This window comes from Enterobacter sp. 940_PEND, from assembly GCF_001059415.1.
GTDB classification, from domain to species: Bacteria; Pseudomonadota; Gammaproteobacteria; order Enterobacterales; family Enterobacteriaceae; genus Enterobacter; species Enterobacter cloacae_M.
Window position 1 is genome coordinate 71,797 of sequence record NZ_JUMS01000003.1, and the last position, 14,906, is coordinate 86,702.

Below are 14,906 nucleotides of genomic sequence, written 5' to 3' on the forward strand. Positions count from 1 at the left end.
CAGAAAACGAATCAGCGATTCTGCTTAGCGCCCCGCACCGCGTCAAGGCAACAATTGTCTGAATAGTTTACAGGTTGCTTTCTGCATTCACCTGTTTGTTTATCTTTTTTTACCGTTTATTCACATCCCGCGCGGAATTCGCTCGGGCTGGCACCGGTGCATTTTTTAAATACCCGGGAGAAATAGAGCTGATCCTCAAAGCCCACGTTACGCCCCACGGTGGCAATCGGCATCCGGGTGGTGCTGAGCAGCAGCTTCGCCTGGCTGATGCGCTGATCCTCGCGCCAGCTTAGTACGCTGACGCCAAGCTGCTGGCGGAACAGGTGCGACAGCCGCGACGGCGACAGGCAGACGTGCTGAGCAACGCTGGCGATATCAAACTGGCTATCGGCCAGGTGATCGCTGATGTACTGGCAGGCGTCGCGCACGCGGTTGTCCAGCGGGGGGTTAAGCGACTCGTTAATCGCCTCCATGCGGCGAAGCAGCAGCTGTTCGAGCAGGTTAATCGCCAGCAGTTCAGCGTAACGACCACCGGCCTGTCCCGCCTCGATAATCTGCGCAAAAAGCTCGCGAAACTGCGCCAGATGAACCTCATCCGGGCGATAAAAACCGGTGTGCGCAAAAATAGCTGGCCACGAAAGCCACTCCTGCCAGTAGGCGCGCGGACGGAAATAGACCCACTGGTGATACCACTCTTTGGCATCGGGATGACGGCCATAGTGGTGGATCTCCCCCGGCGGGAACAGCAGGATATCGCCGGGGCGGCAGACAAACTGCTGGTCACCGTTCTTGATGATCCCTTCTCCTCGCACGGTCAGATTGAGGATATACCCTTTCATGCCGAGCGGTCGGTCGACGTAAAAGTCGAGGTATCCCTCAGCCTCGATAGGGGTCAGTCCCGCCACAAGGTGCGCGTTAAACGAGTATCCCGGCAGCAGGGGATCGTTTTGCGTTTCGGCCATAGATTCAGTTCTCCCAAGGGTCCTGAAGGAAACCAATTGTCCATATCACTAAAAGCAGCTTTAAAATGGCCCGCGAAAAGATCCAAAAAGCATCACGCCGCTTTTACGTCCGCCATGTTTCAGCCTTTTCCCCTGATTTCTCCGCCAGAGCAGGCAGATAACCAGTAACAAAAGTGTCTATAAGTGCGGCAGAAATGTCCACATTGAATATTTGCACGGCGTCACACTTTCCGTTGTAACAGCAATTTAGTCCATAAGATTAGCGGATCCTGCCTGACGACTTTTTTCCCCAGTCTCTAATGTTCTTCCATACCTGTTTTTTCGATGGAGCAACACCATGGCAATTGCGATTGGCCTCGATTTTGGCAGCGATTCGGTTCGCGCGCTGGCAGTGGACTGTACGTCCGGCCAGGAGATAGCAACCAGCGTTGAGTGGTACCCGCGCTGGCAAGAGGGGCGCTACTGCGATGCGCCTAACAACCAGTTCCGTCACCACCCGCGTGACTATATCGAGTCGATGGAAGCGGCGATCAAAACCGTTCTGGCGGAACTGACCGACGCCCAGCGGGCTGAGATTGTCGGAATCGGCGTCGACAGCACCGGCTCCACGCCGGCCCCTGTGGATGCCGAAGGCCGCGTGCTGGCGCTGCGCCCGGAGTTTGCCGACAACCCGAACGCCATGTTCGTGCTGTGGAAAGACCACACCGCCGTAGAAGAGGCTGAAGCCATTACGCGCCTGTGCCATCAGCCGGGCAAGACAGACTACTCGCGCTACATCGGCGGGATTTATTCCAGCGAATGGTTCTGGGCCAAGATCCTTCACGTCACCCGTGCCGACGCAGCCGTTGCGCAGGCTGCGGCGTCATGGGTTGAGCTGTGCGACTGGGTGCCTGCCCTGCTCTCCGGCACCACTCGTCCGCAGGATATCCGCCGCGGCCGCTGCAGCGCCGGGCATAAATCCCTGTGGCACGAAAGCTGGGGCGGTCTGCCTCCGGCTACGTTCTTCGACGAGCTCGATCCGATCATCAACAAGAGCCTGACGTACCCGCTGTTTACCGACACCTTCACCGCTGATATTCCGGTCGGCACCCTCTGCGAAGAGTGGGCGACGCGCCTCGGCCTGCCGCAGAACGTGGCGATCTCCGGCGGCGCCTTTGACTGCCATATGGGCGCCGTGGGTGCGGGCGCACAGCCCAACACCCTGGTGAAAGTTATCGGCACCTCCACCTGCGACATACTGACGGCGGATAAAGCCACCGTCGGCGACCGCGCGGTGAAAGGCATCTGCGGCCAGGTTGACGGCAGCGTGGTGCCGGACTTTATCGGTCTGGAAGCCGGTCAGTCCGCGTTTGGCGATATCTACGCCTGGTTTGGCCGCGTGCTGGGCTGGCCGCTGGATCGGCTGGCGGCGGCGCATCCTGAACTGAAAACCCAGATAGCCGACAGCAAAAAGCAGCTTCTGCCGCAGCTTACCGACGCCTGGGCCAAAAATCCGTCTCTCGATCACCTCCCGGTGGTGCTGGACTGGTTTAACGGCCGCCGCACGCCGTTTGCCAACCAGCGCCTGAAAGGGGTGATCGCGGATCTCAACCTGGCGACCGACGCGCCCGCGCTGTTCGGCGGTCTGATTGCCGCAACGGCCTTCGGTGCCCGCGCCATTATGGAGTGCTTCACCGGGCAGGGCATCGACGTGAACAACGTGATGGCGCTGGGCGGCATCGCCCGTAAAAACCCGGTGATCATGCAGGCCTGCTGCGACGTGCTGAACCGTCCGCTGCAGATTGTGGCCTCCGATCAGTGCTGCGCGCTGGGCGCGGCGATTTTTGCCGCCGTGGCCGCGGGCGTCCATGCCGACATCCCGACCGCACAGCAGCATATGGCGAGCGCCGTAGAAAACACGCTCCAGCCGCGCACCCAACAGGCACAGCGCTTTGAACAGCTTTATCAGCGCTACCAGCAATGGGCAAAAAGCGCCGAACTTCACTATCTCCCTGTCGCCGCCCCGGCCAAAAGCACCGCGGACACTACGGCAACCCTGACCCATTAAGGACACGATGATGACCATTTTTAATAACTATGAAGTGTGGTTTGTGATTGGCAGCCAGCATCTGTACGGACCGGAAGCGCTGCAGCAGGTGACGAAACACGCGGAGCACGTCGTTAACGCGCTGAATGCGGAAGCTAAACTGCCGTGCAAACTGGTGCTGAAACCGCTGGGCACCACGCCGGATGAAATTACCCACATCTGCCGCGACGCCAACTACGACGATAAATGCGCCGGTCTGGTGGTGTGGCTGCACACCTTCTCACCCGCTAAAATGTGGATTAACGGCCTGTCTATCCTCAACAAGCCGCTGCTGCAGTTCCATACTCAGTTCAACGCCTCCCTGCCGTGGGACAGCATCGACATGGACTTTATGAACCTGAACCAGACCGCGCACGGCGGCCGCGAGTTCGGCTTCATCGGCGCGCGTATGCGCCAGCAGCACGCGGTGGTCACCGGCCACTGGCAGGATGGCAAAGCGCAACAGCGTATCGGCTCCTGGATGCGCCAGGCAGTATCCAAACAGGATACCCGCCATCTGAAAGTGGTGCGTTTCGGCGACAACATGCGTGAAGTGGCGGTCACCGACGGCGACAAAGTGGCCGCGCAGATCAAGTTCGGCTTCTCCGTAAATACCTGGGCCGTGGGCGACCTGGTGCAGGTGGTGAATGAAATCAGCGACGGCGACGTGAGCGCGCTGGTGGACGAGTACGAAAGCAGCTACCGCCTGACGCCTGCGGCACAAATCAACGGCGACAAGCGTCAGAACGTGCTGGACGCGGCGCGCATCGAGCTGGGCATGAAGCGCTTCCTGGAACAGGGCGGCTTCCACGCCTTTACCACTACCTTTGAAGACCTCCACGGCCTGAAACAGCTGCCGGGCCTGGCGGTACAACGTCTGATGCAGCAGGGCTACGGCTTTGCGGGCGAAGGCGACTGGAAAACTGCCGCTCTGCTTCGCATCATGAAGGTGATGTCGACCGGTCTGCAGGGCGGCACCTCCTTTATGGAGGACTACACCTATCACTTCGAAAACGGCAACGACCTGGTGCTCGGCTCGCACATGCTGGAAGTGTGCCCGACGATCGCCGTGGAAGAGAAACCGATCCTCGACGTGCAGTACCTCGGCATCGGCGGTAAAGCCGATCCGGCGCGCCTGATCTTCAACACCCGTACGGGCCCGGCCATCAACGCCAGCCTGATCGACCTGGGCGATCGCTTCCGCCTGCTGGTGAACTGCGTCGATGCGGTTGAAACGCCGCACTCTCTGCCGAAACTGCCGGTCGCCAACGCCCTGTGGAAAGCGCAGCCTGATCTGCCAACCGCCTCTGAGGCATGGATCCTGGCCGGCGGCGCGCACCACACGGTGTTCAGCCACGCCCTTGATCTGAACGACATGCGTCAGTTCGCCGAGCTGCACGATATCGAGCTGACCGTGATTGATAACGATACCCGCCTGCCCGCCTTCAAGGACGCGCTGCGCTGGAACGAAGTCTATTACGGTTCAAAACGCTAAGTACGGAATGCCCGGTGACGCTACGCTCACCGGGCAGGGAGACAACAATGTTAGACGATCTCAAACGTCAGGTGCTCGAAGCCAACCTGGCGCTGCCGAAACATAATCTGGTCACCCTGACATGGGGCAACGTCAGCGCCGTTGACCGGGAAAAAGGCGTGTTGGTGATTAAGCCTTCCGGCGTGGATTACACGGTGATGACCGCAGACGATATGGTCGTTGTCAGCCTCGAGACCGGCGAAGTGGTCGAAGGTAAGAAAAAACCGTCCTCCGATACGCCGACTCACCGCCTGCTGTACCGCTCATTCCCGAGCATCGGCGGCATCGTGCATACCCATTCGCGCCACGCCACCATCTGGGCGCAGGCGGGCCAGTCCATCCCGGCGACCGGCACCACCCACGCGGACTACTTTTACGGCACCATTCCCTGCACGCGTCTGATGACCGATGCGGAGATCGGCGGTGAGTACGAGTGGGAAACGGGTAACGTGATTGTTGAAACCTTCGAAAAACAGGGTATCGACGCGGCGCAGATGCCCGGCGTGCTGGTGCACTCCCACGGCCCGTTTGCCTGGGGTAAAAACGCAGAAGACGCGGTGCATAACGCCATCGTGCTCGAAGAGGTCGCCTATATGGGGATCTTCTGTCGCCAGCTGGCGCCGCAGCTGCCGGATATGCAGCAAACCCTGCTGGATAAGCATTACCTGCGCAAGCACGGCGCTAAGGCCTATTACGGGCAGTAGCTTGCAGGCTGGACAAGCGCAGCGCTATCTGGCAAAACAGACACTGTATAAAACCCCAGCAAAACAACCTTAACCAGGCTATAATCAGGCCTGGTTTTGTTTTCTGGGATAACGGCGTGGCGCAGGCGCAAGAAGGTTTTTTACTGACCCGACACTGGCGGGATACCCCTCAGGGCACCGAGGTCGCGTTCTGGCTGGCAACCGACAACGGTCCGCTACACGTTACGCTGCCGCCGCAGGAATCCGTTGCCTTTATTCCTGAAGCCCACGTCGAGAAGGTGAAGCAGCTGCTGCGCGGCGAAAACGGCTGGCGCATCACTCCGCTTGAGCTGAAAGATTTCCACCGTCAGCCGGTTTACGGCCTCTACTGTCGCGCCCATCGTCAGCTGATGCGCTATGAAAAGCTGCTCCGCGAGGCGGGCGTGACGCTCTACGAGGCGGATATTCGCCCACCGGAACGCTTTCTGATGGAGCGGTTTATTACCGCCCCCGTCTGGGTCGACGGCACCGATCATAGCGGCAGCCTCGTTAACGCGCGCCTGAAGCCCAATCCGCACTACCGCCCGCCGCTGAAGTGGGTCTCACTGGATATTGAAACCACCCGCCACGGCGAACTGTACTGCATCGGTCTGGAAGGCTGCGGCGATCGGGTTGTCTATATGCTCGGGCCGCCGAATGGCGATGCGTCCACGCTGGATTTCCGGCTTGAGTACGTCAACAGCCGCCCGCAGCTGCTGGAGAAGCTTAACCAGTGGTTTGCAGACAACGACCCCGACGTCCTGATCGGCTGGAACGTGGTGCAGTTTGACCTGCGCGTGCTGCAAAAACACGCCGAGCGCTACCGCATCCCGCTGATGCTGGGGCGCGGAAACAGCGAGCTGGAATGGCGCGAACACGGTTTTAAGAACGGCGTTTTCTTCGCGCAGGCTAACGGTCGCCTGATTATCGACGGCATCGAGGCGCTAAAATCCGCCTTCTGGAACTTCTCTTCATTCTCCCTGGAAGCCGTCGCGCAGGAGCTGCTTGGCGAGGGTAAATCCATCGACAACCCCTGGGACAGAATGGACGAGATCGACCGGCGCTTTAATGAAGACAAACCCGCGCTCGCCACCTATAACCTGAAAGACTGCGAGCTGGTCACGCAGATCTTCCACAAAACCGAGATTATGCCGTTCCTGCTGGAGCGCGCGACGGTAAACGGCCTGGCCGTCGACAGACACGGCGGCTCCGTAGCGGCCTTTAGCCACCTCTATTTTCCGCGGATGCATCGGGCAGGATACGTCGCCCCCAACCTCGGGGACGTGCCGCCGCAGGCAAGTCCCGGCGGGTATGTGATGGACTCCCGGCCAGGATTGTATGACTCCGTTCTGGTGCTGGATTACAAAAGCCTCTACCCGTCGATTATCCGCACCTTCCTGATCGACCCCGTCGGGCTGGTGGAAGGCCTGGCCCAGCCTGATGATGAGCACAGCACCGAAGGCTTCCTCGGCGCACGCTTCTCGCGGGAAAAACACTGCCTGCCTGAAATCGTGGGAAACATCTGGCACGGCCGCGATGAGGCCAAGCGCCACGGCAACAAGCCCCTTTCTCAGGCGCTAAAAATCATTATGAATGCTTTTTACGGCGTGCTGGGCACCAGCGCCTGCCGCTTCTTTGATCCGCGTCTGGCCTCCTCGATCACCATGCGCGGGCACGAGATCATGCGCCAGACCAAAGCGCTGATTGAGTCCCGGGGCTATGACGTCATCTACGGCGACACGGACTCCACCTTTGTGTGGCTTAAGGGCGCGCACTCTGAAGACGACGCCGCGCAAATCGGCAAAGCGCTGGTCGCCTTCGTGAACGACTGGTGGCAGGAACATTTGCAGAAAGAGCGGTTAACCAGCGCGCTGGAGCTGGAATTTGAAACCCATTTCGCCCGCTTTTTAATGCCCACCATTCGCGGCACCGATCAGGGCAGCAAGAAGCGCTACGCCGGGCTGATTCAGGAAGGCGACGCGCAGCGGATGGTTTTTAAAGGGCTGGAGACGGTACGTACCGACTGGACGCCGCTGGCGCAGCAGTTCCAGCAGACGCTCTATCTCCGGGTGTTTCGCAATGAGCCGTATCAGGACTACGTGCGCGAGACGATAGCCAGCCTGATGGCGGGCGAACTTGACGCGCAGCTGGTATACCGCAAGCGCCTGCGCCGCCCGCTGGCGGAGTACCAGCGCAACGTTCCTCCGCACGTACGCGCCGCGCGTCTGGCGGATGAAGAAAACGTCCGCCGTGGCCGCGCGCCGCAATATCAAAACCGGGGAACCATTAAATACGTCTGGACCACTAGCGGCCCGGAACCCGTGGATTATCAGCATTCTCCTCTGGATTACGAACACTATCTGACGCGTCAGCTTCAGCCGGTTGCCGACGGAATTTTGCCCTTCATCGACGATGATTTTGCTACACTAGTGACAGGGCAACTTGGCCTATTTTGACGCGTGACGAAATGGCTGCCATCCAGTACCATAGCGCCCTTTCCATTCCCGGACCCATTTTTCGATGACCGTCTTTTTTGACGGTAGTCGAACTATTGCCTGCAATTAAAGATTAGAGCCGAACAACTATGCCTTTTACACTTGGTCAACGCTGGATCAGCGATACAGAAAGCGAACTTGGATTAGGAACCGTCGTAGCAATCGATACGCGTATGGTTACCCTCCTCTTCCCTGCCACCGGTGAAAACCGTCTGTACGCTCGCAATGACTCCCCTGTAACCCGCGTGATGTTTAATCCGGGTGACACCGTGACCAGCCATGACGGCTGGCAGCTCAAGATTGAAGACGTAAAAGAAGAGAATGGACTGCTCGCCTACATTGGTACTCGTCTTGATACGGATGAAGCCAATGTCGTCCTGCGTGAAGTGCTGCTCGACAGCAAACTGGTGTTCAGTAAGCCGCAGGACCGCCTGTTTGCCGGGCAAATCGACCGTATGGATCGCTTCTCCCTGCGCTATCGCGCGCGTAAGTTCCAGAGTGAACAGTACCGCATGCCGTGGAGCGGCCTGCGCGGCCAGCGCACCAGCCTGATCCCCCACCAGCTGAACATCGCCCACGACGTGGGCCGTCGCCACGCGCCGCGCGTGCTGCTGGCAGATGAAGTGGGCCTGGGTAAAACCATCGAAGCGGGCATGATCCTGCATCAACAGCTGCTTTCCGGCGCTGCAGAACGCGTGCTGATCGTGGTGCCAGAAACTCTGCAGCACCAGTGGCTGGTTGAAATGCTGCGCCGCTTTAACCTGCGTTTCTCCCTGTTCGACGATGAACGCTATGCCGAAGCGCAGCACGACGCCGACAACCCGTTTGAAACCGAACAGCTGGTCATTTGCTCCCTGGACTTCGTGCGCCGCAGCAAGCAGCGTCTTGAGCACCTGTGCGATGCCGAGTGGGACATTATGGTTGTTGACGAGGCGCACCATCTGGTCTGGAGCGAAGACGCGCCGAGCCGCGAATACATGGCTATCGAGCAGCTTGCCGAGCGCGTGCCTGGCGTTCTGCTGCTGACCGCAACGCCGGAGCAGCTGGGTCTGGAAAGCCACTTCGCCCGCTTGCGCCTGCTCGATCCAAACCGTTTCCACGACTTTGCGCAGTTCGTGGAAGAACAGAATAACTACCGTCCGGTCGCGGATGCCGTCGCCATGCTGCTGGCGGGCAAGCGTCTTTCTGATGACGAGCTCAACACCCTGAGCGATCTGATTGGCGAGCAGGATATCGAGCCGCTTTTGCAGGCTGCGAACAGCGACAGCGACAACGCGGAATCCGCGCGTAAAGAGCTGATCGACATGCTGATGGACCGCCACGGCACCAGCCGCGTGCTGTTCCGTAACACCCGTAACGGCGTTAAAGGCTTCCCGAAACGCGAGCTGCATACGATTAAACTGCCGCTGCCGACGCAGTATCAGACGGCGATTAAAGTCTCCGGCATTATGGGGGCGCGCAAAACCCAGGAAGAGCGCGCCCGCGACATGCTTTATCCGGAACAAATCTACCAGGAGTTCGAAGGCGATACCGGCACCTGGTGGAACTTCGACCCGCGCGTGGAGTGGCTGATGGGCTACCTGACCGCGCACCGCTCCCGGAAAGTGCTGGTGATCTGCGCCAAAGCGGCCACCGCGCTGCAGCTGGAGCAGGTTCTGCGCGAGCGTGAAGGCATTCGCGCCGCCGTGTTCCACGAAGGCATGTCCATCGTCGAGCGCGACCGCGCCGCGGCGTGGTTCGGGGAAGAGGACAGCGGCGCACAGGTTCTGCTGTGCTCGGAAATCGGCTCTGAAGGCCGTAACTTCCAGTTCGCCAGCAACCTGGTGATGTTCGATCTGCCGTTTAACCCGGATCTGCTGGAGCAGCGTATCGGCCGTCTGGATCGTATCGGTCAGGCGCATGATATTCAGATCCACGTTCCTTACCTGGAAAAAACCGCGCAGTCCGTGCTGGTACGCTGGTTCCACGAAGGTCTGGACGCGTTTGAACATACCTGCCCGACGGGCCGCACCATTTATGATCAAGTGCATGGCGATCTGATCGGCTACCTGGCCGCGCCGGAAAACGCGGAAGGGTTTGATGAGCTGATCAAGTCCTGCCGTGAGAAGCACGATGCGCTGAAAGCGCAGCTGGAGCAGGGTCGCGACCGCCTGCTGGAGATCCACTCTAACGGCGGTGAAAAAGCGCAGGCGCTTGCCGAGAGCATTGAAGAGCAGGATGATGACACCAGTCTCATCAGCTTCTCCATGAACCTGTTCGACATCGTCGGCATCAACCAGGACGATCGTGGTGAGAACCTGATTGTCCTGACCCCGTCCGATCACATGCTGGTTCCGGATTTCCCGGGCCTGCCGGAAGATGGCTGCACCATCACCTTTGAGCGTGACGTGGCGCTGTCCCGTGAAGATGCCCAGTTCATCACCTGGGAACACCCGCTGATCCGCAATGGGCTGGACCTGATTCTCTCCGGCGATACCGGCAGCAGCACTATCTCCCTGTTAAAAAACAAGGCGCTGCCGGTGGGAACGCTGCTGCTGGAGCTGATTTACGTTGTGGAAGCGCAGGCGCCGAAACAGCTGCAGCTCACCCGCTTCCTGCCGCCAACGCCCGTCCGCCTGCTGCTGGACAAAAACGGCACTAACCTGGCAGGACAGGTTGAATTCGAGAGTTTCAACCGACAGCTGAGCGCGGTAAACCGCCATACGGGCAGCAAGCTGGTGAACGCGGTACAGCAGGATGTGCACGCGATTCTGCAACTGGGCGAAACCCAGATTGAAAAAGCGGCCAGAGCGCTGATTGACGCCGCGCGCAGTGAAGCCGACGAGAAACTGTCTGCGGAGCTGTCCCGTCTGGAGGCGTTAAAAGCCGTCAACCCGAACATCCGCGACGACGAGCTGGCGGCGATTGAAAGCAACCGTCAGCAGGTGCTGGAAAGCCTGAATCAGGCTGGCTGGCGTCTGGATGCCCTGCGTCTTATCGTTGTGACGCATCAGTAAACGGAGCGCAAGATGGTGATGGAGCCTTACAATCCGCCGCAGGATCCCTGGCTGGTCATTCTGTATCAGGATGAACACATTATGGTGGTCAACAAGCCCAGCGGCCTGTTGTCCGTGCCGGGGCGTCTGGACGAGCACAAAGACAGCGTGATGACGCGCATTCAGCGCGATTTTCCGCAGGCGGAGTCTGTCCATCGCCTGGATATGGCCACCAGCGGCGTGATTGTGGTAGCGCTGAACAAAGCGGCGGAACGCGAGTTAAAGCGCCAGTTCCGCGAGCGTGAGCCGAAAAAGCAGTATGTCGCCCGCGTCTGGGGCCACCCCGCGCAGGCGGAAGGCCTGGTGGATTTACCGCTGATCTGCGACTGGCCGAACCGGCCTAAGCAGAAGGTGTGTTACGAAACCGGCAAGGCCGCGCAGACCGAGTACGAAGTGCTGGAGTACGCGCCGGATAATACCGCGCGCGTCCTGCTTAAGCCGATTACCGGACGTTCACACCAGTTGCGCGTGCATATGCTCGCCCTGGGTCATCCGATTCTGGGCGACCGCTTCTACGCGCCGCCTGAAGCGCTGGCCTTAGCGCCACGTCTGCAGCTCCATGCGCAGACGCTCACCATCACCCATCCGGCCTTCGGTAACGCTATGACGTTTAAAGCCCCGGTGGACTTCTAAAAAAAAGCCCGACATCGTCGGGCTTTTTTTATTTGAAACCTTTCTTCTCTTTTATGAGCTCGTACGCCTTCTGGATTTCCTGCGCTTTTTGCTTCGCCATCTCCATCATTTCTGGCGGTAAGCCTTTCGCGACCAGTTTGTCCGGATGGTGTTCACTCATGAGCTTGCGATAGGCACGTTTAATCGTGGTCTGATCGTCAGAGGGCTTAACGCCAAGCACGTTACAGGCGTCTTCCAGCGTCGGACCACGCTGCGCCTGCTGCCAGGCACCGCCGGACGACTGTTGATGATAGCCACCGCCAAACTGAGCCCCGCCCTGCATCATGCGCAGGAACTGGTCGAACTGCATACGGGAGATGCCCAGCTCTTCCGCAATGACGTACAGCACGTCACGTTCGTTAGGGTGAAGTGAGCCGTCTGCGAAGGCCGCCTGGATTTGAATTTCCAGAAACATCCGAATTAAATCAAAACGTCCAAAGCAGATGCTGCGGAACTGACGCATTTTTTCGCGAAGCGGATAATTATCCGACTTACCGATGCGAAACGCATTTTGCGCTGCCAGACGGGAGTCGCCGTGCAGGTTCATGCGATCCATAAAAACGCTGGCAATCTGAATATCGGCTTCTGTGACACGCCCTTTGGATTTGGTTAAGTGCCCCATGACCTCAAAGGTGGTGGAGAAAAAGAGTGACTGACGCTCGCGCTGATTGGCAAACCAGGCCATTTTGCGGCTGCGCGCCTTATCAAACATATGGCCGATAATAAGCCCAAGCACAATCCCCCAGAACCCGGCACCCATGATGATGGCGAACGCAACGCCGATTATTTTACCCCAATACTGCATATACTCCCCGGATAGTCATATTCCTGGCCGACGCAACGTCATCATCACTGTGTTCAAGTCACGGTCAATTGAAGGACATCGCCTATAATTTGCTTTATCATACTCGTCATTCGATAGCGAGCCTAACACTCTGGCACGCAAACGGGCAGGATTAACGCTGGTACTGCGCAGATGAGTAAGATAGTCTCTGAGCGTTTGTAAGCCGTAGCCACTGATGACGGAACAATAAAATACAACGTATGAAAAAACGTATCCCCACCCTCCTGGCCACAATGATTGGCTCCGCCCTGTACAGTCAACAGGGGCTGGCGGCCGATCTCGCCTCGCAGTGTATGCTTGGCGTCCCAAGTTATAATCGCCCACTGGTGAGTGGCGATACAAATAGCTTGCCGGTAACCATTACTGCCGACAGTTCGAAAGGGACTTACCCTGACAATGCCACGTTTACGGGCAATGTAGATATTAACCAGGGCAATAGCCGCCTGCAGGCAGACGAAGTGCAGCTGCACCAGAAGCAGCCGGAAGGTGCGGCCGAGCCGGTACGAACGGTGGATGCGCTGGGTAATGTGCACTATGACGACAATCAGGTCATCCTGAAAGGTCCGAAAGCCTGGTCAAACCTGAATACTAAAGATACTAACGTCTGGAAAGGTGATTACCAGATGGTGGGTCGCCAGGGGCGCGGCGACGCTGACCTGATGAAACAGCGCGGTGAAAACCGCTATACGATCCTGGAAAACGGTACGTTCACATCATGTCTGCCGGGTTCAAATACCTGGAGCGTGGTTGGGAGCGAGGTTATCCATGACCGCGAAGAACAGGTCGCAGAGATCTGGAACGCCCGCTTTAAGCTGGGTCCAGTACCCATATTCTACAGCCCTTATCTGCAGCTTCCCGTCGGTGACAAACGTCGCTCCGGTTTCCTGATCCCGAATGCCAAGTACAGCACGTCGAACTACTTTGAGTTCTACCTGCCGTATTACTGGAACATCGCGCCAAACATGGATGCGACGATCACGCCGCACTATATCCACAAGCGCGGCAACATCATGTGGGAGAACGAGTTCCGCTATCTGACCCACGCCGGTGCGGGTCTGATGGAGCTGGATTATCTGCCGTCCGATAAAGTCTTCCAGGACGAGCATCCGACCGAAGGCGACAAGCACCGCTGGTTATTCTACTGGCAGCATGCCGGGGTAATGGATCAGGTATGGCGCTTTAATGTTGACTACACCAAAGTTAGCGATTCGTCTTATTTTAATGACTTCTCGTCCAAATACGGCTCAAGTACCGATGGCTATGCCACGCAGAAATTCAGCGTAGGCTATGCGGTACAGAACTTTGACGCAACCGTCTCGACCAAGCAATTCCAGGTATTTTCTGACCAGTCCACGCCTACATATGGGGCAGAGCCACAGCTGGACGTTAACTGGTATCAGAATGACGTGGGTCCATTCGACACACGGGTTTACGCTCAGGCGGTACATTTCGTTAATACCGATTCGGATATGCCTGAAGCTACGCGTGTTCACCTTGAGCCGACGATCAATCTGCCGTGGTCTAACGACTGGGCGAGCCTGAATACCGAAGCCAAGCTGATGGCGACTCACTATCAGCAAAAAAATATCGATAATTACAATGCCAGTAGAAATGCCAACCTTGAGGAGTCGGTCAACCGAACGCTTCCGCAGTTCAAAATGGACGGGAAGCTGATCTTCGAACGTGATATGGCTCTGCTGGCGGATGGTTATACCCAAACGCTTGAACCGCGTATGCAGTATTTATACGTGCCATACCGCGACCAGAGCAAAATCCAGAACTACGACTCCTCTTTACTGCAGTCTGACTACAGCGGCCTGTTCCGTGACCGTACTTACGGCGGTCTTGACCGCATCGCGTCAGCGAACCAGTTAACGACCGGCGTCACAACACGTGTTTATGATGATGCTGCCGTTGAACGTTTTAACGTTTCTGTTGGTCAAATCTACTATTTCACCGAGTCACGCACCGGTGATGACAACATTAACTGGGAGAAAGATAACAAAACGGGATCGCTGGTCTGGGCGGGGGATACTTACTGGCGTATGACCGATCGTTGGGGTCTACGCGGTGGTGTGCAATATGACACTCGCCTCGATAATATTGCCACAAGTAGTGCTGCTATCGAGTACCGTCGCGATGAAGACCGTATGGTGCAGTTGACGTATCGTTACGCCAGCCCGGAATATATTCAGGCAACATTGCCATCTTATGCTGGCTCAGAACCCTATAAAGACGGTATTTCGCAGGTGGGCGGCGCAGCGAGCTGGCCAATCGCCGACCGCTGGTCAATCGTAGGCGCTTACTACTTTGACACTAACGCCAATAAACCTGCTGACCAGATGGTGGGTCTGCAATATAACTCCTGCTGTTACGCGCTGCGTGTCGGCTACGAACGCAAGCTTAACGGCTGGAACAGTGAAAACAATCAGAGCAAATACGATAACGTGATTGGCTTTAACTTCGAGTTACGCGGCCTGAGTTCCAACTACGGTCTGGGTACGCAGAAAATGCTGCGCTCGAATATTCTGCCGTACAGTAGCGCCTTGTAATGTGCTTGATTTGCAACGTAATCCG

The 14,906-nt window shown here is 57.7% G+C and carries 9 protein-coding genes; 7 read left to right on the top strand and 2 right to left on the bottom strand.

Annotated elements, in window-relative coordinates:
* Window positions 1-116: 116 nt before the first annotated feature.
* A complete protein-coding gene (araC, locus tag ADJ24_RS00980) occupies window positions 117-962 on the bottom strand; it encodes an arabinose operon transcriptional regulator AraC (RefSeq protein ID WP_023310373.1) in 846 nt (281 codons plus the stop codon).
* A 337-nt stretch (window positions 963-1,299) separates the two neighbouring features.
* Here araC and araB point away from each other — a divergent pair, with 337 nt between their 5' ends.
* From araB to rluA, 6 genes are all read left to right on the top strand, one after another.
* Window positions 1,300-3,009 (top strand): ribulokinase, encoded by a 1,710-nt coding sequence (gene araB / locus ADJ24_RS00985; RefSeq protein ID WP_023310372.1) that lies wholly within the window; start codon window positions 1,300-1,302, stop codon window positions 3,007-3,009.
* Between the two features lie 10 nt (window positions 3,010-3,019).
* Complete coding sequence (araA, locus tag ADJ24_RS00990; protein ID WP_023310371.1) at window positions 3,020-4,522, top strand: L-arabinose isomerase; 1,503 nt, start codon at window positions 3,020-3,022, stop codon at window positions 4,520-4,522.
* Between the two features lie 47 nt (window positions 4,523-4,569).
* Window positions 4,570-5,265, top strand: coding sequence for an L-ribulose-5-phosphate 4-epimerase (araD, locus tag ADJ24_RS00995; protein ID WP_023310370.1), 696 nt, complete (start codon window positions 4,570-4,572; stop codon window positions 5,263-5,265).
* A 116-nt stretch (window positions 5,266-5,381) separates the two neighbouring features.
* Window positions 5,382-7,739 carry a DNA polymerase II gene (polB, locus tag ADJ24_RS01000; protein ID WP_023310369.1) on the top strand — a complete coding sequence of 786 codons (2,358 nt, stop codon included), beginning with the start codon at window positions 5,382-5,384 and terminating at the stop codon, window positions 7,737-7,739.
* A gap of 128 nt (window positions 7,740-7,867) precedes the next feature.
* On the top strand, window positions 7,868-10,774 hold the full coding sequence (gene rapA, locus ADJ24_RS01005) for an RNA polymerase-associated protein RapA (RefSeq protein ID WP_023310368.1): 2,907 nt from the start codon (window positions 7,868-7,870) through the stop codon (window positions 10,772-10,774).
* Window positions 10,775-10,786: 12 nt separating this feature from the next.
* Window positions 10,787-11,446 (top strand): bifunctional tRNA pseudouridine(32) synthase/23S rRNA pseudouridine(746) synthase RluA, encoded by a 660-nt coding sequence (rluA, locus tag ADJ24_RS01010; protein ID WP_023310367.1) that lies wholly within the window; start codon window positions 10,787-10,789, stop codon window positions 11,444-11,446.
* A 28-nt stretch (window positions 11,447-11,474) separates the two neighbouring features.
* Here rluA and djlA read toward each other — a convergent pair whose 3' ends face one another.
* Window positions 11,475-12,290, bottom strand: coding sequence for a co-chaperone DjlA (gene djlA, locus ADJ24_RS01015; RefSeq protein ID WP_023310366.1), 816 nt, complete (start codon window positions 12,288-12,290; stop codon window positions 11,475-11,477).
* Between the two features lie 239 nt (window positions 12,291-12,529).
* Here djlA and lptD point away from each other — a divergent pair, with 239 nt between their 5' ends.
* Entirely contained in the window at window positions 12,530-14,881 is a 2,352-nt protein-coding gene (gene lptD / locus ADJ24_RS01020; protein ID WP_023310365.1) for an LPS assembly protein LptD, read from the top strand.
* Window positions 14,882-14,906 lie beyond the last annotated feature (25 nt).

Coding starts and splice junctions, on each gene's coding strand:
- araD (WP_023310370.1), top strand. CDS start 4,570: ATGTTAGACGATCTCAAACGTCAGGTGCTCGAAGCCAACCTGGCGCTG.
- rapA (WP_023310368.1), top strand. CDS start 7,868: ATGCCTTTTACACTTGGTCAACGCTGGATCAGCGATACAGAAAGCGAA.
- araC (WP_023310373.1), bottom strand. CDS start 962: ATGGCCGAAACGCAAAACGATCCCCTGCTGCCGGGATACTCGTTTAAC.
- araA (WP_023310371.1), top strand. CDS start 3,020: ATGACCATTTTTAATAACTATGAAGTGTGGTTTGTGATTGGCAGCCAG.
- lptD (WP_023310365.1), top strand. CDS start 12,530: ATGAAAAAACGTATCCCCACCCTCCTGGCCACAATGATTGGCTCCGCC.
- araB (WP_023310372.1), top strand. CDS start 1,300: ATGGCAATTGCGATTGGCCTCGATTTTGGCAGCGATTCGGTTCGCGCG.
- rluA (WP_023310367.1), top strand. CDS start 10,787: ATGGTGATGGAGCCTTACAATCCGCCGCAGGATCCCTGGCTGGTCATT.
- djlA (WP_023310366.1), bottom strand. CDS start 12,290: ATGCAGTATTGGGGTAAAATAATCGGCGTTGCGTTCGCCATCATCATG.